Source organism: Streptomyces sp. SP18BB07 (assembly GCF_036322545.1).
Lineage (GTDB): Bacteria > Actinomycetota > Actinomycetes > Streptomycetales > Streptomycetaceae > Streptomyces > Streptomyces deccanensis.
The window spans coordinates 229,990-248,533 of sequence record NZ_JAQYWT010000342.1; the positions used below are offsets into that span (position 1 = coordinate 229,990).

Genomic DNA, 18,544 nt, shown 5'->3' on the forward strand with positions numbered 1-18,544 from the left:
GACCAACGAGCCGTTCAGAACAGGGCGGCCTGGTTCGGTGAGGCGTTCTCGTCGGAGTTGGTCGGGGCAGGTACGCGACCGGTGCGCTCGTTCTGCAGATCCCACAGCTCGCGGAACAAGCCGTCCTGCTGGGCCAGCAGCTCCTGTGGGGTGCCGTGCTGGATAACGCGGCCTTTGTCCAGAACGACGATGCGGTCGGCGATGGTCACGTTGGTGAGCCTGTGCGTGACCAGGACGACGGCGCGGCCGGCGGCGAGCCGGCGCAGCCCGGTGAAGATGCGGTGTTCGGCCCTTGGGTCGAGGGCCGCGGTCGGTTCGTCCAGGACGAGCAGTCCGGCCGGCCGATGGAAGGCGCGGGCGAGCGCGATCCTCTGCCACTGTCCGCCGGACAGTTCCTGCCCACCCCACCATTCCTTGGCCAGCAGGGTGTTCAGCCCGCTGCGCAACCCGTCGATGACCTCGTCGGCGCCTGCGGCCTGCGCTGCGGCGAGCACTGCGGCGTCCCCTTGCTTGGTGGCCTGGCCGAGGGTGATGTTCTCTCGCGCCGACAGAGGCCAGCACGCGTAGGCCTGCGGTACGACGGCGACACGCTCCCAGGTGGCATGCGCGTCCAGCTCCCGGGTGTCGGTTCCGTCCCAGGAGACGGCTCCCTGATCGGGCAGGTACAGAGCCGAAAGGATCTTGCTGAGGGTGGTCTTGCCGGAGCCGTTCTCGCCCACCAGCGCGACGACTTCGCCGCGCCGGACCTCCAAGGAGACGTCGTCGAGGGCGGGCCGGTCGGCGCTCGGGTACTGGAAGGTGATGTTCTCGGCGCGTACGACGGTGGGGGCGGCCGGCGCCTGAGAGCCGCGGTCGATGCGATGCCCGCCGGCTTCGTCGATGAAGTCCGCCCAGTCGTCCAAATACATTCCGGTGCGGAAGAGTTGGGCCCCGTAGCCGACGATTCCGTCCAGTCCCGCGCTGACGCGGCCCAATGCGAGGAACGCGGTGCCGACGGCGGCGACCGAGATCTGCCCGGCGAACAACAGCAGCGCCAGGGCCACCCACACCACCGCGTGGGCGAGTCCTCCCGCGACCCCGCCCAGCAGGGAGATCCTGGCCGAGCGCCAGGTGGCCTGGTCGGTGGTCCTATCGATCCGCGCCCCGGCCGTGCGGTACTTGTCGAGCAGGAACGGCGCCATGGTGCCGGAGCGGACCTGGTCGGCGGTCTGCTTGTCGACCATGTACCAGCGCAGCATGCCCAGCAGCCGCCGGTCCTTCGTCGTGGCGAGCGAGGCGATGTAGCTCATGCGCGCCGCCCGCACGCTGGCCACGCCCTTCGGCAAGGCCGCCAGGAGGAGCAGAGGCAGAAGGATCGGGTGCACGGCGGTCAGGACGAACGCCGAGGCGATCAGCGATGCCGAGGCGGCGAGGATGTACTGGGCTTCGGTGAGGAGGTCCCTGGAGACCTCCACTCCGCGGTCGGCCGCGTCCCAGCGGTCGTTGTATCCCGGGTTGTCGTAGGCGGCGAGTTCCGCCTTGGTCGCCGCGTCGAGGAGCTCGAGTTCGGCCTCCCGGGCGATACGCGGGGCCAGCCGTGCCGACAGCGCGGTGGAGGCGATGCCCAGCAGGGCGCGCAGACCGATGGCCCCCGACAGGACGGCGAGGGAGGGTACGGCGGAGCGGAGCTGGTCGCCGCTGATGTGCTGCGAGGCGATCAGCGGCTTGATCACCCCGGTGGTGGCCATCAGCCCGAACGCTTCCAGCACCCCCGAGAGGAGTTGCACGCCCAGCAGGGCGATGACCGCAGCGCGGTCGACCTGCCAGCCCAGTGCGAGGGACCGGCGGATCAGTTGGGGCAGTCGTCGGGCCATCGCACGGGTCGTGATCGCGTTGGCGGCCTCGATACGGCGGTCGCCGGGGATGACGAACTTCAGTTCCTCATCCGAGACCTCCGCCTCGTCGGTCGGCGCGGTTGTGGCGGTGGGCTTCGGGATGGTTGTCATCGGCTCCAGCCCTCCGCCGACACGCGGTGCCCGGCCGGGGAAGGCGTACGGAGTCCCAGCGGATCACGCTGTTCGCGGATGAGTACCCGGTGCGGACCGATCACGGTTTGATACGCCAAGACGTCCCCCTGTGTGCCGTTCGTGTTGAGGCTGTTGCTCGTCAGCCGTTTCGTTCAGCGCGGTCGGAAGGTGCTGGATGGTCACGACGTGCCTCCGCTCGCCTTAAGGCCGTTGAGCTCGTCTTCGAGGTCCTCAAGGTCACTGAGCAGGCGGCGGATGGCGATCTGACGCTCGTGCCAGTGCCGCTTCAGATCCGCCTCCGCTTCCCCCGGCAGGTCGTACTCGGCGGTGGTGGCGCCGTAGAAGCTGAACAGCATGTACAGCAGCGCGAGCCGGGCGCATGCCCGCACCTCCCGCATCGGGAGGCTGGGGTGCTCCGAGTGGTAGGCCCTGGCCATCGCCAAGGCGCAAGCGGCCCACTCGGTGCTGGTGGCGACGGTGCGCGGGTCGAACGCCGCCCGCCCCAACTCCCAGGCCGGCATCGCGCTGGCGCAGCGGAAGTCGATGACGCCGGTGACTGCGTCGGCGAGGATGATCAGGTTGGTGCGGCTGAGATCCGCATGCAGTGCCTGTTCCGCCAGGGTCTCGGGCAGATGTTCCCGCAACTGGTGGACGTGGGTCCGCAGGTCCTGACGCCGCTGGTCGAGGTCGACGCGCAGTTGGTCGAGACGGTCGTGGCCTTGGCTCGTGGCTCTGGCCAGCACGGCGTCGCATTTCGCTGCGGCGTCCTCGACGGGCTCGGTCCGCCAGCGGGTCTGCTGCACGCGCTTCGGCAGCGGGTACGCGGCGAGCGCACGGTGCATGCGTCCCATGACGACGCCGATGTGCTCGGCGAGGGGAACCGTCATCGCCGAGGGGTTCACCCGACCTGGAGCCTCGTCGACCACGGCCCACGCACTGCCTCCCGCGATGGTGACCAGATTGTCGTTGGCGTCGGGCCACACCCGCGGAACGGGGAGCTTCGCGGCCCGGCAGTATTCCGACATGTCCCACGCGTTGCGCGCCTCGTCCAGGTCGGCCATCGACGGGTACTGCTTGACGTACAGCCGCAGCCCGTCGTCCGTCAGGACTCGCCGGTTGATGGTGTCCGTGCCCATGTGCACCGGTTCGACGATGTCGGCGACAAGCCCGTACCGGTCTTCCAGCACGTCAGCGGTCAACGTCTCGCCCCAGCCTGTTTCGTCCATACAGATCACCGACCTTCGTGTGCGGAGGGACGGCATGCCATGAGGACGGTGAGGGTGTTGGTGGCGGTCAGTTCGAAGTCATCACGACGAACGCCGAACAGGTGCGGAGCCGCGGAGGTTCGAGTGAAGACGTTCACGTACGCCACCCGACCCACACCTGCTTGCGGGTCTCCAGACGCAGGTTCTCCAGCATGATGTGCGCCTCGTCGACCAGGCCGACGTCGCGGTGCTTGATCCCCCAGTTCAGCGAGTCCAGGGCGTCCAGTGCCCCGTACGCCCGGCATGCGACGAGTTCCTCCGTGGTGAGGGGGCGGCCGTATCCGTGGTGGAAGGCGGCATTGAGGTCGGGGCGGTGGCTCAGGATCCGGTAGCGCAGCCGACTCAGGTCCCGGTAGGCGGCGGACCGAAACTCGGCCCTTTCGAAGTCGATGACCCGCAGACGCTGCTCGGTCTCGTCCCACATCCAGTTCTTGGGCATGTAGTCGCCGTGCTGGGATACCTGGGGCAGGCTCGGAGGAGCTTCCTCGGCGAGCGTGCGCACCATCGCGAGGTCGTGATCCGGTGCGTACGCCGCCGTCCGGTCCAGCAGTTGGGCGACCGCCTCGTCCCACGCCTCCTCCGTTGCTTCCGGCGTCGGCTCGTCGGCTGCCGCGGTGTGGAACCGGGCGAGCAGTTCGCCGGCCTGCTCGTAGGCCGCCCGTTCCTGCTCGGCCGGCAGACGCAGCATGTCGAGGCTACGTCCGGGCACGGCGGTGATCAGGACAGTACGCGTCTGCGGGTCCACGGCGACCAACTCGGGTACACGGCCGGCGCCCATGGCCACGGTCCACTTCTGATACGCGGTCACCTCGCGGTGGTGGAGCTTCGGGCCCGCGTGGACCTTCCCGAACCACCTCTTGCCATCAGGCCCGTTGATCTCCCAGACGGAAGGTCGGATGTCGCCGGGCCGGGGGTGCTCGGCGACCACCGTGTACGTGTCGGTCACCGACTCCACCAGGTGGTGTAGTGCGCTGGGCATGTCGGTCACGGTGTGCCCTTCCGCTCGCCGAGCCCTCCGACCACGCCACGATGGGTGATGGGTCGGATGCGCTCAGTGTCCTGTTGTGGGTGGGTAGCTTGCCAGGGGGCACTGACAATGCGGCCTGAGCTGGTCATCTGGGGGTGGGAACGCGGAGGACGGTCCCGGAGGCCATCTCGGTCAGGGACTCGTCGAGCACCTCACAGCTCCAGCCGAGGGTCACGAGGTGCGGGTCGTTCTCGGCCTTGACGCGCTCCCGCAGGGCCCTGACCCGCGCCAGCGCGCTGTCACGGCTGATGCGGGCCCGGTCCGCGAACTCCTGTGACGTCGTACCGATCGCGACCATCCGCCATGTCTCGATCTCCGTTTCCGAGAACGCCTCCGGAGAGGTGGCCGTCTCGGGACGCTGGAGTTGCCCGGTGACGAAGCAGGCGTGGACGACGGCGGCCCGGCCCCTCACGCCGAGCTTCTGTCCGCAGTGCTTCAGCTGCACGTTGATCGTGCCGACGGTGATGGACAGCTCGGAGGCGATCGCGTGGGTGTTCTCGCCCTCCGCGACCTTCTGGGCGATCCGAAGCTGTGCGGGTGTCAGCGGAAGCGTCGCGGGCGGGCGGGTCGGGCGGGCACTCACGGTTGTGCGTCCTTTCTGTGAGTCGGGCGTGTCAGGCGCGAGCCAGCCATCGCTGCCGCTCGGTGTCGGTGACGAGGCGCTCGTGGTGGGCGAGTTCCAGGCGGGCGAGACGGGCGTAGTGCTCGACCACCCCGGCGCCGAAGGCTTCCTGCGCGAGGGCGCTGTTCTGGAAGGCGGTCAGAGCCGGTCCGAGGGTGGGTGGCACGGGGACCCCACCTGCGCGGTAGGCGTTGCCGGTCGCTTCGGGAGCAAGGGTGAGTTTCCGCTCGAGACCGTGGTCGATGGCCGCCAGTACCGCCGACAGCGCCAGGTAGGGGTTGGCGTCCGCGCCCGGCACACGGATCTCCAGGTGCAGGCCTTCACCCCAGCCGACGACGCGGACGGCGCAGGTGCGGTTGTCGCGGCCCCAGGTGAACGTGGTCGGCGCGAACGAGCCGGTGGTGAACCGCTTGTAGGAGTTGACGTTGGGCGCGTAGAACGGTCCCAACTCGGGCAGGCCGGCGAGCAGACCGGCGATGGCGTGCTGACCGGTCTGGGACAGTCCGTACTCGCTGCCGGGCTCGTTGAGTTGGCTGATGGCCTTCGACCACAGCGACACGTGCAGGTGCAGGCCGTTGGCTCGGTCGGTTTCCGGGGCCGCCATGAACGTGGGTGCCAGACCGGCGCGCAGACCCAGGGTGCGCACGGCGTGCTTGAAGAGTGGGTGCCGGTCGCAGGCGGTGAGCGCGCCCCCGTACGGGAAGGTCACCTCGACCTGGCCAGGACCAGCCTCGGTCTTGATCGCTTCCACGGGCATCCCCGCGCCGGCGAGCGCCCGCTGAAGTCGGCGCAGGAACCGGTCGGATACGGGGTCGTGATCGAGGGCGTAGTCCAGGTTCTCCGTCGTCAACGGCCGCAGGCCCTGATAGTTGGCCTGTTCCGCGTCCGCGTACGTGCCCCTGTAGAGGACGAACTCGGTCTCGATCCCCGCCTTGGGGTGCAGACCGTGCCGCGACAGCCGGGTCAGCTGCTGGTGGAGGATCTGCCGGGGTGCGATGTCGATCCGCGTTCCGTCGTGGTGGACAGCATCGCCGAGTACGACAACGGTGCGTGGCAGCCACGGCACGATGCTCAGGGTCGACAGATCCGGTTGGACGGACAGGTCCTGGTAGCCGGTCTCCCACGAGGTCAGGGCGAAGCCGTCCGCCGGGCTCATGTCGATGTCGGTGGCCAGGACGTAGGCGCACACCTCGGCGCCGTGATGCGCGACGCGCTTGAGGAAGTGGTCCGCGTCGTAACGCTTCCCCTTCAGCCTCCCCTGCAGATCGGGGACGGCGAGCAGCACCGTGTCGATGGCGCCCGCCTTGACGAGATTCCGCAGGTCGGACAGGGAGAAGGCCTTCTCGGAGCGCCCGCCGTGCTCGGGGACGGACGCGGTAGCCAGGCGTGCCACGGTGCCGTTGCCGCTCGCGGTTCTCGTCATCAGACGACCTCGTTTTCGTACGTGGCCGCCGAGCGGTCGAAGTTCTGGGCCGGTACTTCGTACGAGCTGCCCTGCTTCCGCCACCACGCCCATGCCAGCGCGAGGACGACGAGCAGAGCGACCGGCGCGTAGTTGAAGGTCTCCACGGACACCAGGCCACCGCCGGCGGGCCGTGTCTGCGGCAGACAGAACAGCACCGTCACGAACACCACCCAGACAACGGCGATCGCGCCGACGGCCACACCCCAGCTGCCGAGGTTCCAAGGACCGGGCCGGAAGCGATCCCGGTTCTTGATGCGCAGGTAGATCGGGATCGCGTACGCCGGGGTGATGCCGACCACGTTGATACTGGTGATCGCCGCGTACGCCACCGGGCTGTACAGGCTCGGCAGGGCCAGCACGGCGGCGCACACGACCGCCAGCAGCACGGCCATGCGCGGAGTGCCGGTACGGCGGTCGACCTGCCGCCACAGGTGCGAGCCCGGCAACGCCCCGTCACGCGAGAACGCGAACACCATCCGGCTGGCCGCGGCAGTCTCGGCATTGCCACAGCACAACTGCGCGATGATCACCACCAGGAGCAGTGCCTTCGCCCCCGCCACACCCAGGGCATCCAGGAAGATCTGCGCCGGCGGCACCCCCGTTGCCGTGCCCACGGTGCCCGCGTAGTCCTGGATCGCGAACGTGAGCCCGGCGAGCAGGACGAACCCGGCCAGCCACGACCAGCCGATCGCGTGGATGATCCCGCGGGACGCGGACACCTGCGCGTCAGTCGTCTCCTCCGACAGATGCGCGGAGGCGTCGTATCCGCAGAACGTGTACTGGGCCAGCAGCAGACCGAGCACCGCCGCGTAGAGGGGGCTCCAGCCGGTGTTGTTGACGAACTCACCGAACACGAAGTCCGAGGACTGGTGGTGGGAGGGGACGATCGCCAGAGCGCCGACGATCACCGTGACGCCGCCGAGGTGCCACCAGACGCTGATGCTGTTGAGGATACTGACCAGCCGGACCCCGAAGAGGTTCAGGGCGAGGTGCAGGGCAAGGATGCACAGGAAGATCACCATGATCTTGCCCGGCGTCGGCTCGAATCCCCACTGCAGGTTGAACAGGGCACCCGTGAACAGCGCGGCCCCGTAGTCGATGCCGGCGATCGCCCCGAGCAGGCCCAGCAGGTTCAGCCAGCCCGTGTACCAGCCCCACTTCCGGCCGCCGAGCTGCTCCGCCTGGTAGTACAGGGCCCCGGAAGTCGGATAGGCGGAGGTCACCTCGGCGAGGGCGGCACCGATGAACATCACCATGGCACCGACGACGAGCCATCCCCACAGCATCACCGACGGGCCGCCGGTGTTCAGGCCGAAGCCGTACAGGGTCATACAGCCGGACAGGACGCTGATGACGCTGAAGGAGATCGCGAAGTTTCCGAACGGCCCCATGCGCCGGGTCAGCACGGGCTCGTAGCCGAGCTCCCGTAGGTATGCGTCATCGGACTTCCGGGACGACGCACGGTGGTTCGGACTCAAGCGAGACACAGGTCAGTCTCCAAACTCAGAGAGAAACAGATGGACAGGTTCATGCCAATACGGCGTCGTGGGCAGCGGATTCCGGTTATGGGTGCGGCCCGGCGCGCGGCCTATGGGTACGGGCGTAGGAGAGGGACTCGGCGCGCGCTCGAAGGAGCAGCGCCTCACCCGGGTCTGGCCCTACGGCCCCTTCATGCACCGACGCCCACGGCTCGCGGGCCGCGTACGGGCCCATCGCCTCGAACACCTCGGCGGCTTCCAGATACTGGTGGCCGGCCCACAACGCGTAGGCAAGAAGGCTCAGGTCAGCCACTGAGCGCTGCTCGCCGTGCGTTTTGTGGAACCAGTCGTGGAAGGCGGTCAGCGTGTAGTCGAGCGTCGACTCCTGCGCCCACTGCCGCCGCCACAGCGGATCGACGCGCGATCGCCGTCGCTGCTCGATCTGCGCGTACGCGGGCAGAAGCAGCAGAGAAGATCCGACAGGCCGCTGCGAGGCGACGGACCGACCGAAATCGACGACCGCGGCCAGGGAGGCACCCGGCGGGCCATCCAGGGAGAGCATGAACTGCAGCACCCGGTGGTAGGCCTCCCGGTTGTACGGATCACGCCGGTTGACCTCGTACAACAGCCCCCAAGGACCACTGGGCAGCATCGGCTCGCCAGGGTTCACGCGGTGTTCCTGGCGCAGTTGCCGCGTGTCGATCTGCGCCAGAGCAAGGAGGCACACCCACGGCACGGGATCATGCGGCGCGCGACGAGCCGCCAGCAGCGCATCACGGCGAGCCCTGAACTCGAAGTCCAGCGTCTGTGGATGCCGTTGTTTGTGCGCGCGCAACGCCCGCTCGACAGCCACGCGGGCACCCATCAACTGCGCGTCATAGCTACCAGGCTCTTCGCCGAGCCACACGCCCACCACGTCCGACCGGGCGGCAGCCACCGCCAGCACCTGGGTGCGTGACGTTCGCAGTGCCCAATGCGTGGCCGTGGCCAGCAGCAGTTGCCGTGCCGTTCTCCAGCGGCCGGCCTGCAACTCAACCAGGGCCACGCCCAGGTCGTCGTCGTGGCCGGCGGGGTGATACACGAGGCGCATCAGAGTCCTCCGCCGTGAACGGGACGCGGCCGGAACGCGAGTTCGAGGCCGCTCGTCCGGCGTGTTCGAACTGTGCGAGGTGGCGTCGTGCGCTCTGGGTTGAACGTCAGTGTCATCGGGGGCCTCAGGCGAGTTGGGGGGGGTGGGGCCGCGAAGTCGGTGGGTGCACCGCCGCTGGGAGGCGAAGGGGTGCACGGGTCGGGCACCGAGTCGGGCTGCCTAGAAGCGAATCTGGCCGATCATGTCCGCGATGCTGGTCATGAACCGGTTGATGCTCGGGGCCATGGAAGTGCTCGCCAGGAAGAACCCGAAGAGCGCGCAGACGATCGCGGGCCCGGGCTTCACGGCTTTGCTGCGGACCAGCACGACCACGACGATGCCGAGCACCAGCACGAAGGAGACACTCAGAGCCATCAGGAGGCCGCTTCCTCCGCGGGCCCTCGCCGCTCCCGACGGGCCTGGCACAGCGCGCGGCACAGAGCTTCCGGAGACGTCAGCGATCGCGGGCCTTGCGGGAAGACGTGCCAGTGCATCCCCGGAGGCGTCGTGCTCTCGGCGGACGGTACGACGACGTGGCACTTCTGCCCCAGCGCGACGGTGCCCGGCTCCTCCCAGCGGGCCGCAGTGCCCACGGGAACCAGGAAGTACAGCCGCGGCTCCGGGCCTCCGTGGTCCAGGATCACCGGGCCGACCGGTTCGTCGCCCTCGCCGAGGATCTCGATCGCGCGGCGGCCGACGTCCTCCACGGCACGTACGGCATCCCACCACTCCCCCGCCGAGCACAGCTCGGGCTCCTCGCCGATAGGCATCCAGCGCGGCGGGTTCGCGCGGGCTGCGGGGTTGTCGTCGGACATGGAAAAGGCCTCCTCACCACTGCGTGTGAAGAGACCATTCCATTCAGCAAGGTGCCCTGCGCGGACAGTCTGTCCGTGGGGTCCGTTCGCCAAAGTCCTTGACAGAGACTCAGGTTGTGCTAATGCCCGTCCAACTACCGAACGCGGAAAGCTCGTTGGAGGGATAGGCGTCCATCCTGAGCAGCGCGGCGGTCGTCTCGCGAACGGATGGGTGGAACCGCGTGTGGTTGGGCGCGACCTTCCGTGCGCGTTTGAGGTCCGCGAAGGCACCCTCCCGGTCGTTCTCCGCGAGCTTCGCAGAGGCGACGTCGATGAAGTGGTGGCTCGACCGCTCGCCGACGGTCGTGCTAGGCGGCGCCCACTCGCCGCCGGGAACCGAGGACCATTCGGTGAGACGGGCGAGAGCCTGCTCGGTGTCGCCCGTGTCGATCATCGCGTGCACCTCGTGGATGCGGATGTTCGTCGGGCCGAACGACATCTCGTACGCCAGGGAGTCGCGGTTGCCTGCCATGGCCGCGACCTGCTCCGCCTCCCGCAGGTAGTCGTCGGCGCGATCGGCGTTGTTCTCCCGGGCTTCGAGAACGGCCAGCTTCAGCAGCAGCGCGCCGTCGACGGCGAGCGCGTCCTCCGAGAAGGAGCGCTCGGGCTGGAGCCGCTCAAGTTCGGTCCGCAGCCCGAGGAGCTTGCGGCGTGCCGGCGTGTACGCGCCCTGGCGCAGCATCGCTCCGGCGACGAGGTAGCCGGCCGTGAACTGCAGCAGCGGATCACCGGAGCGGTCCGCCGCCCAACGGACGCGCTCCAACGCCGTGTTCGACAGGTCGTGGTGACCCATCTTGTGGGCGAGGGAGTTGACGGCGCGGTACGCGCGCGCGAGGTGCCAGAAGGCCTTGGCCCGGTCGCCATTGTCGCCGCCGAGGGCGACGTGGGTCAGTTCGGTGATGATCGGCGGCAGCAGGGGGCCCATCGGGGCGTACCGGGCATCACGGCGCAGGGCCGCCACCTGGTCGACCTCCGAGGCGAGCACCGGAAGCGCCCGCGGGGCGATCTCCAGGTCGTCGGGGCTGTCGTAGCAGAGCAGCAGGCGGCGGAGCTCGGGTATGACGGCGTGAACGCCGTCCTCCGCCTCCGGCTCACCGTAGTACGGCTGGCCAGTCAGGACCTCGGGCCCGAAACGCAGCGCCTTGGCGAGCGCCAGCACCAGCGAGGGCGAGGCCTTACGCGCACCCGACTCCAGCTTCTGCACGTAGCTCGGGGAGACGGCGATCTTCTGTGCCAGTTGGGCGGCGGACAGCTTCCGTGTCCTGCGAGCGACGCGGAGACGGTCTCCCAGTGTCAGGTTTTCACTCATCGGTCGAGCTGTCCCTTCGCGATGAAGCACTTCGATCAGAGTACGGATAATGTCCAAGCCTGCGCCCTTGGTCGCCAACTGTTAACAGAGCCGATGGCCGCGCGCCCACGGCGTGGAGCCACCGAACGGGCGTGACGTACCTCGCTGTTCACTCCTCGGCCTCCGACTACACAGTCGAAGCGGCGCAATTCGTCACCAATAGGGCGCAAGGTGAGTGGGGTCGAGGCCCTCCAGTCAAGGGGGAGGCGCCGAACTGCCTACGGACAGATTGTCCGCGCGAATCCTGCGCGTACCGCAAAGCCGCCTTCACCATCCGGCAGCGGACAGTAGCCAGGCGCTTACGCGGGCATGCCGAGTCGGTCCCAACCCCCGTACGCTCGCGGCCACAGGGTGGTGCCGCCCTGGTGGATGGCAAGGAGTCGGGAGTGACAGAAGCCGGACCGCCCCTCGTGCTGTGGGACATCGACCGCACCCTGTTGTACGTCGGCGAGATCGATCGGCAGGTCTATCGCGAGACCTTCGCGGAGATCGTCGGGTACCCGGTCGAACGCCTGCCGGCCCGAGGCACCGGGGTCACGATGCCTTTGGCCATCCGCGCGATGCTCCTGGACAACGGTGTTCCCGAAGACCGGGTCTCGGAGCTGCTGCCCCTCATGGTCGAGCTTCTGCCGAAGCGCCTGGCCGCGCACACAGAAGACCTCCGACAGCACGGAAAGCTGATGCCAGGGGCTGTGGCGGCGCTGAGGGCGGTCCAGGGCCGGGCGGATCTCATACCGACCGTCGTCACTGGCAACCTCAAAGCGAACGCCATGTTGAAGCTCGCGGCCTTCGGCCTCGAATCGTTCCTGGACACCGAGATCGGCGGCTACGCGTCCGATGACCACAACCGCCCGGCACTCGTCGGCATCGCGCAGAAGCGAGCCCAGGCCAAGTACGGCGTCCTCTTCGACCGCTCCAACACGGTGATCATCGGGGACTCGTTGGAGGACGTACGTACCGGCAGAGACGGAGGCGTCGTCCCGGTCATCGGCATCGCCTCCGGTACGACGTCAGCAGCGGAACTCGAACGCGCCGGCGCGGACGTCGTTCTCCGGTCTCTGGAAGACGTGGAAGGACTGGAGACCGCGATCGCGGAACTCCTCTCCTCCTGACCGGCAGCATCAGCCGGATGTTCGTCGATCCACGAGGGCATCACTCCGGAGCGCCGAAAGTGAGCAGCGGCACGTCGTACATGTCAGGATTTCGAGGCCGGGTCATGGCCGGTGAGATCACTTCCACGACGAAGAGCTCGCTGAGGAACTGGACCTTGGCGCTCAGGAGGTGACTGGTACGGCCGTCGGCCGACTGTGCCTTCAGCCCGGCGGAGACGTGGATGTGCGGCAGGATGCCTCCCGTCTCCGGATCGTGGGCGATTGTCCCAGCGCCGAAGGCTTCGACGTTGGTGACATACGTCTTGGCCCAGACCGGGGCGTCCGGGTCTTCGAGTTTCTCGCAGGCGCCGACGATCTCGGCTTCGGCGAACGCACCGATGAACGAGGGAATGTAGCCCTGCCGCACTCCTTGGTCACGGCAGAACGCGGAGAGCGCGTCGAAGAAGTCCTCGCCGTGGTCGAAGGTGACGCCGAACGTCCGGCCGGTGGTCAGTTCATGGGCACGCATGCGGGTCCTCTCGGGCATGGCTGACGTGCGGAATCAGCGCGCGAAAACGGCGAACTTCTCAGCGATGCTCTCGCGGGCCACGTCCTGGGCGAGCAAGGCCTGGAGCAGGAGGCGGGCCTGATACGGGCCGAGGTCGCCGGCCGGGATGAGCCCCCGGCCGATCAAGTCCTTCTCCGACCCGGCGAAACCGTATGTTCCGGTCAGGACCGGGCCGTTGCCGATGCGCGAGGCGAGGACGACGGGAACACGTACGGCGAGCCGTTCGAGGCTCTCGACGAGTCGCTGTGGGACGTGTCCCACGCCGAAGGCAGCGACGACGAGCCCGTCGCACTGGCCGGACCAGGCTTCAAGCAGCGTGCCGTCGTCGCCGAGGCTGACCGTGTAAAGGCCCACGCGTGGGTCACGGACGGCCGGTGCCAGGGGAACGAATCGATCGGGCAACGGGGAAGCCAGCCGTACCCGATCCTCCGCGATCCGGCCAATGGGTCCGGCGCCGGGTGACGCGAAGGCGGCAGGGCTGGTGGTGTGCGCCTTGCGGACATGCCGTGCCGCGTGGATCTCATCATTGAGGACGACCAGCACCCCGGCTCCACGCAGTTGCGGGTCGGCTGCCGCGACGACGGCCGCGTACAGGTTGGCCGGTCCGTCGGGCCCGGCCATGGTGGGGTTGCGCATGGCACCGGTAACGACGACCGGCTGGTTGTGACCGTGGCGGAGGTCGAGGAAGAACGCCGTCTCCTCAATGGTGTCGGTGCCCTGTGTGATCACGATCCCGTCGGCATCGCCGCCGTCGAGGACCTTGTCGATCTTGGTGCCGAGCTCCGTGAGGTCGTCGAAGGTGAGCGAGGCACCGGGCACCCGGCGGAAGTCGTGCACGCGCAGGTCGATGCCGTGACCATCCAGGCCGGGGACAGCCGCCAGAAGGTCATGGGCGGAGAGAGCCGGCACGACTCCTCCGGTCGCCGGGTCGGTGGTCATGGCGATGGTGCCGCCGAGAGAGTAGACAGCCACCGTTCGTGTCACGCCTGCCATCGCTCCAACTTCCGATCCGCGCAGCCTGGTTGGATCTCGTCCTCGGAGATCTTTCCGTGCAGGCTATCGGGTCGCTCCCACAGGGGCACCAGCCTCGGACCGCAACTCGGCCGCCACGTACGCGCAGGCCCGGTCCAAGGCATCAAGGCTGAGATGGCGGCTTCGTGGCCTGGCGAGGCCGGTGGTTCCCACGGCGGCAAGCTGTCCGCAGCGGTGAGTCAACCACTCTCGGTCAAGGCCGAGATAGTCCGAAGTCGCCGCCAAGCGCTCCCCGGAGGTCGATCCCATGGTGACGCTATGTGCTCGTGCGTGGCCCGTGATGCCCGCGAAGGCACGCAGGGATCGCGCCCTGGAAGTCAGAGCGGTCTGGGGCGCGGATTCAGCGCGTACCCAGGTCGCTATGGCGGCCCGGTGACCAGGAACTAGCGCAAAGCCCTCTGTCTGCTGGAGGTCCGCCTCGTCGGTCACCCAGGTCGTGATGCCGTACGACTCCATCAGCGCGATCGCGAGGAACAGCAACACACGCTCGTACATGGGCGAGGCGGCGACCTCTTGGTGGGGAACGCAGAAGGCTCGTCCAACGCCGTCGTGTGCTCGCGCGGGAGCCATCAACTCAAGGTAGCGGTGCTTGTGCTCGAAGAGCAGCCAGGTCGCGGCTTCCTCCCCTCGCTGTTCGCGGGTCCAGAAGACCGGATCGCCGGCCAGCTGGTTGCGCTGGTCGAGGATGAACCGGGCGCATGCCCGCGAGCCGACGAGCATCTGGGAGCCGTCGGTGAGGCCGTCGAGAGTGACCGACTGACGGCCTACTCCTGACAAGTCCTGTGATGGAAGGTCCAGTTCTCCGTAAAGCGCCGCGTCGTCGCCAAGGATGGCGGAGTCGAACCCTGCCGCAGCCCAGAGGATCCCCAAGGTGAAGGCGTCGAACTCGTAGGCCATGGGAATGGCGAAGGGGCTTCCGGCTTCGTCACGGACGCCCCCACGCGCGTCCGTGACGAAGTACCGCTCTGTCCCGTCTCCGCTGTGGTGCACGGCGAGCAGGGCTCTGAGCGGCATCCGACTCCATGCCTCGGCCTCCCCGCTCGACGCGAGAAGCAGAGCGTCGCCCTGTAAGGAGGCGACTGGCCCTGTCAGCGTGGGAAGCGCCGTAGGCGGCAGGTTCCGCCCGGCGGGCAGCAGGAGCTGCCCGTGTCCGTCAGGAAGCGTCAGGTGGTTGCCCATGCTGTCCGCCATCGACGACGGCCGGTCGACGTCGGGTAACGGTCCCAGGAGGCCGTCAGGCACTCCAAGGGCCTCGCTCCACTGTGCGAGCTGGCGACGGTCGCGGATCTTCTTCCGGCCGCGCTCCAGCCGGCTCACTTCGGCTTGGTCGATGTTGACGAGCCGGGCGACCGCTGCCTGTGAGAGGCCAGTGTGTTGCCGGAAGAGCCGCACGACCACACCGAGATCCCAGGCACGGATCGCTGCCACGACTGCGGGTTCCACCCAGAACTCACGTCCGACTCGGGGTGCTGCAGCACCCCCTGGCAGGGCCCACACCGCGGTCCTACGTTGAATCGGCTGAGCGTCGCACGGCACACCGAACAGTGCCGTTCCACCCCGCGAGCCATCCCGGTCTCACCCCTAGGTGATCAGGCGTATCCCCCAGCTGCCGAACTTTTCACAGGACTACTTTGCCGCGTCGGCCGATCACCCAAACACCGCAGCGGAAGCTCGGTAACAAGGTGGCCGGTCCCTTGAAAGTCCTTCTTCGGATTCCTGAACGGACCCTTCAACTGCACTACGAATCGCCACAGTTGGTTCACCGCCCGTAGCACAACATGCTGATCCGTCAACTCTCCTCGCTCCGGAAACCTGCGGACAACCTGTCCGCTCACGATGTGTGCGAACTGGAAGGGTCTCCACCACGAGATGCCGGTCATCCGAGCGCACCCGACCTGACGGGTCGGTGCAGCCACGCGGGGCCCCGCCGCGTTTCCGCGATCAACTGCCCGGCAGGCGCCAACCGGCCTTGGGAGTCAGTCCCGAGGGATTCCCGGCACTCGTCCCAAGACCGCTTCCGCCAGACGAGAGGAGTTCAGCGTGACCGCTGTCCAGACCCCCGAGAGGACCGAACTGGGCAAGTTCTTCCAGGTCTCGGTTCGGCAGTTCGACGCCGGCCAGGTCGCGCCCGAGATGTTCTCGGCCGCCATCGACGCCGAGTGGCACCAGCTCTTGGACAAGCCCGAGTACGCGGAGTTCTGCGCGCAGAGCGCCGGCCGGCTGATCAACCACGTGGAGAACACCGGCTACGGCCGGATCTCCTGGGTCGACGCCTACGTGGAGATGTTCGGCCCGCTGCCCGAGGTGTGGTTCACCGGCGCGGACGGGGTGGTCGACGAGCGGGCCATGGCGCGCTACCGCGAGACCGGCGAGGTGTGGGCGGAGTGGGACTGCAGCCCCATCCCGGGCGACGGCGGCGACGTCGCACCGAAGATCTCGGCACTCGCGGCCGGATGACGACCGGCCCTCTGACCGGAGCGTCCTGGTCCCGTGCCAGGGCGCTCCGCCTGGTCGAGGCACGTACCACGGCTCCGCGGACCGTGGACATCACGGGCTACATCGACCGTGTGTCCGCGCACTGCCCCTACCTCGCGCCTTCCCTTCGACACGGTCTGACGGCATGGACGGTGTACGAGATCGCAAGCAGCGATCCCGAGTCCGTTGAAGCTGGTCTGTTCCATGCGGGAGTGCAGGCCGCGGAGTGGGTTCGTCCACTCGCGGCTCGCCCGAGAGGCGCTCTCGTTTGTGAGAACGTCGTCATCCTGGGGGACGTCCAGGGAGTTGAACACCGTGAGTTGCTGGCGTGGCCGCACTGGGCACTGAAGAACCTGTACGGCCCTGTCGGTGTCATGTTCGGGAAGTTCCAGAGAGGCGAGCAGCGGCTCGACAGATCAAGCCGCCCGATCCCGCCTCCCCCGTGTTCGTTCCTCCCTGTTCGCCCCGCCGTGAGAGCCCGCGACCCTCAGTTCCTGAAGGACACCCCTGATCTCGCGGATGCCCTCTCGGTCGCGGTAGACGATGGGAGCGATGTCCTCGAGCGAATCCCACACGATTGGCAGGCGGTAAAGGCATGGTCGCGTTCCCTCCCTGTCCCCCTGAAGCCCTCGCAGCCGCGGAAGCCGCCTGCGGTGGCACTGTCGACCTGAAGGAGCTGACCAACCGGCGCGGCTCCGCGGTCTGGAGGGCCGCTGGCCCCGAAGGAACGGTCGCGGTGAAAATCGGATACGACGACGGTGTGGCCGCCACGCTGCGAGAGGCAACCACCCTGGTGTCCATGGGCGTTGCCGGATACGAGGCGGTCTTCGGTTCGTACGACGGCGGCTCGTGGCTCGTCACGCCCTGGTTCACCGGCCCCTCCACCTGGGCGGTCTTCACCCCTACTCGCGAGGGCACTGGCGGACATGAGGCCGCTCTCCGAGGTGGCGCTGACCTGTGCCGGTCAGTCGCCGACCTGCACGCCTCTGGATGGATCCACGCCGACCTCCAGCCTTCCCACGGCATCCACACCCCGGCGGGCGTCCGCCTGATCGACTTCGCCTGGTCCTGGCGTGAGGGCGAGGAGCCGGTCAGCGGCTTCAGCGGTGGCATCGTGCATCTCATGGCGCCGGAACTCGCTGCCGCCGTCGCACGCGGAGACGGTCCGGTGACACCGACGCGCGCCAGCGACACGTACGCCCTCGCCGGTGTCCTGTGGACGTGCGCCTCGGGAGGCTGGCCGCTCGACTACAAGGCAGCGGGCATCGACCGGAAGGCCGCGGGCCCGGACGGGGTTCGAGACGCGATCGCCACTGGCCGTCTGCCGTTCGCACCCGCAGTGTGGCCCGAGCTCCAGGACGCCCTCCGGCCCGCGCTCGCTGCCGTGCCCGAGGACAGGCCCACGGCCAGCGAGCTGGCGGAGCTCCTGCTCAAGGTCGAGCCGTGATCTCGCTCCGCGAGGTGACCCTGACCGACGCACCCGCAGTCCGCCGCATCTACAGCGCCGCTTCCGTGAGGTACCTGCCGCGAGCGCCCCTGACCGCTGAGAGCGCTGCAGCTTGGATGACCGATCGCATCGCCGAAAGTCGTGCGACACCGCGGATGCTGTACTGCTTCGGTATCGATCACGCTGACGACCTGGTCGGCGTGATCAAGCTGCGCGCGGCCCGTACCTCGGCGGCGCTCAGCTACATCCTTCGAGACGACGCATGGGGTCACGGATACGCCACTACGGCGGTGGCGCTCGTGCTCGACTTCGCCTCCACCACGCTCGGCCTGGCCTCCGTTGACGCCAAGCACCACCCCGACAACGACGCTTCTGGGCGGGTGCTGATCAAGTCCGGATTCACCTGCACCGGCCGCTCCGCAGAGGCCATCACGTACATGAGGAACCTCGCCCCCGCGGCAAGGAACGCGGTCCGCACGCGCGAACGCCTGTCGGACGGGGCGACGACAGCACGCTCATAAACACTCATAAACAGGAGGGCTGTTCACCGTCATTGTGGAGTGCGGGCCAACCGCGCGTGCTCCGCATCTCGCGGTGGCTCCCCATGGAGGTGAAGCCGTGCGTAGGCAAGGGACCACGTCTGGCAAAGGCCAGATGATGACCTTGACGCTCAACACCAGGCAGTCCACAAGGACGCCTCGGCTCCGGTGCTCTCTGGCGGCCGAACCGGTCGCTGC

The 18,544-nt window shown here is 68.2% G+C and carries 17 protein-coding genes; 4 read left to right on the forward strand and 13 right to left on the reverse strand.

Annotated features, from left to right (window positions below; all coding sequences use genetic code 11):
- Nucleotides 1–14: 14 nt before the first annotated feature.
- The 10 genes from PUR53_RS32095 to PUR53_RS32140 form a co-directional block, all read right to left on the reverse strand.
- Nucleotides 15–1,985, reverse strand: a complete 1,971-nt coding sequence (locus PUR53_RS32095) for an ABC transporter ATP-binding protein (RefSeq protein ID WP_329910549.1) — start codon at nt 1,983–1,985, stop codon at nt 15–17.
- Nucleotides 1,986–2,185: 200 nt separating this feature from the next.
- Entirely contained in the window at nt 2,186–3,232 is a 1,047-nt protein-coding gene (locus tag PUR53_RS32100) for a phosphotransferase enzyme family protein (RefSeq protein ID WP_329910550.1), read from the reverse strand.
- Nucleotides 3,233–3,365: 133 nt separating this feature from the next.
- On the reverse strand, nt 3,366–4,250 hold the full coding sequence (locus PUR53_RS32105) for a phosphotransferase enzyme family protein (protein ID WP_329910551.1): 885 nt from the start codon (nt 4,248–4,250) through the stop codon (nt 3,366–3,368).
- A gap of 133 nt (nt 4,251–4,383) precedes the next feature.
- The gene (locus PUR53_RS32110) at nt 4,384–4,881 is read right to left on the reverse strand and encodes a LuxR C-terminal-related transcriptional regulator (RefSeq protein WP_329910552.1); all 498 of its coding nucleotides are present in this window, start codon (nt 4,879–4,881) and stop codon (nt 4,384–4,386) included.
- A 31-nt stretch (nt 4,882–4,912) separates the two neighbouring features.
- Entirely contained in the window at nt 4,913–6,343 is a 1,431-nt protein-coding gene (locus PUR53_RS32115) for a glutamine synthetase family protein (RefSeq protein ID WP_329910553.1), read from the reverse strand.
- Nucleotides 6,343–7,872 (reverse strand): amino acid permease, encoded by a 1,530-nt coding sequence (locus PUR53_RS32120; RefSeq protein ID WP_329910554.1) that lies wholly within the window; start codon nt 7,870–7,872, stop codon nt 6,343–6,345. The genes PUR53_RS32115 and PUR53_RS32120 overlap by 1 nt, the downstream gene beginning before the upstream one ends.
- 76 nt (nt 7,873–7,948) lie before the next feature.
- Nucleotides 7,949–8,953, reverse strand: coding sequence for a hypothetical protein (locus tag PUR53_RS32125; RefSeq protein WP_329910555.1), 1,005 nt, complete (start codon nt 8,951–8,953; stop codon nt 7,949–7,951).
- A gap of 219 nt (nt 8,954–9,172) precedes the next feature.
- Nucleotides 9,173–9,367, reverse strand: a complete 195-nt coding sequence (locus tag PUR53_RS32130; protein ID WP_329910556.1) for a hypothetical protein — start codon at nt 9,365–9,367, stop codon at nt 9,173–9,175.
- Nucleotides 9,367–9,807 (reverse strand): hypothetical protein, encoded by a 441-nt coding sequence (locus PUR53_RS32135; RefSeq protein WP_329910557.1) that lies wholly within the window; start codon nt 9,805–9,807, stop codon nt 9,367–9,369. Before PUR53_RS32135 ends, PUR53_RS32130 begins: the two co-directional genes overlap by 1 nt.
- Nucleotides 9,808–9,916: 109 nt before the next feature.
- Nucleotides 9,917–11,155, reverse strand: coding sequence for a helix-turn-helix domain-containing protein (locus PUR53_RS32140; RefSeq protein WP_329910558.1), 1,239 nt, complete (start codon nt 11,153–11,155; stop codon nt 9,917–9,919).
- Nucleotides 11,156–11,580: 425 nt separating this feature from the next.
- Between PUR53_RS32140 and PUR53_RS32145 the strand changes: the two genes are divergently transcribed.
- Nucleotides 11,581–12,306, forward strand: coding sequence for an HAD family hydrolase (locus tag PUR53_RS32145; protein ID WP_329910559.1), 726 nt, complete (start codon nt 11,581–11,583; stop codon nt 12,304–12,306).
- A 40-nt stretch (nt 12,307–12,346) separates the two neighbouring features.
- Here PUR53_RS32145 and PUR53_RS32150 read toward each other — a convergent pair whose 3' ends face one another.
- From PUR53_RS32150 to PUR53_RS32160, 3 genes are all read right to left on the reverse strand, one after another.
- Nucleotides 12,347–12,814: a PPC domain-containing DNA-binding protein gene (locus PUR53_RS32150; protein WP_329910560.1), complete on the reverse strand. Its 468-nt coding sequence runs from the start codon at nt 12,812–12,814 to the stop codon at nt 12,347–12,349.
- Between the two features lie 33 nt (nt 12,815–12,847).
- Nucleotides 12,848–13,846, reverse strand: coding sequence for an asparaginase (locus PUR53_RS32155; RefSeq protein WP_329910561.1), 999 nt, complete (start codon nt 13,844–13,846; stop codon nt 12,848–12,850).
- A 63-nt stretch (nt 13,847–13,909) separates the two neighbouring features.
- A complete protein-coding gene (locus tag PUR53_RS32160; protein WP_329910562.1) occupies nt 13,910–15,313 on the reverse strand; it encodes a helix-turn-helix domain-containing protein in 1,404 nt (467 codons plus the stop codon).
- Nucleotides 15,314–15,925: 612 nt separating this feature from the next.
- Between PUR53_RS32160 and PUR53_RS32165 the strand changes: the two genes are divergently transcribed.
- The 3 genes from PUR53_RS32165 (at nt 15,926) to PUR53_RS32175 (ending at nt 18,328) form a co-directional block, all read left to right on the forward strand.
- Complete coding sequence (locus PUR53_RS32165) at nt 15,926–16,342, forward strand: hypothetical protein (protein ID WP_329910563.1); 417 nt, start codon at nt 15,926–15,928, stop codon at nt 16,340–16,342.
- 754 nt (nt 16,343–17,096) lie between these two features.
- Complete coding sequence (locus PUR53_RS32170) at nt 17,097–17,807, forward strand: hypothetical protein (protein WP_329910564.1); 711 nt, start codon at nt 17,097–17,099, stop codon at nt 17,805–17,807.
- Nucleotides 17,804–18,328, forward strand: a complete 525-nt coding sequence (locus PUR53_RS32175) for a GNAT family N-acetyltransferase (protein WP_329910565.1) — start codon at nt 17,804–17,806, stop codon at nt 18,326–18,328. Before PUR53_RS32170 ends, PUR53_RS32175 begins: the two co-directional genes overlap by 4 nt.
- Nucleotides 18,329–18,544 lie beyond the last annotated feature (216 nt).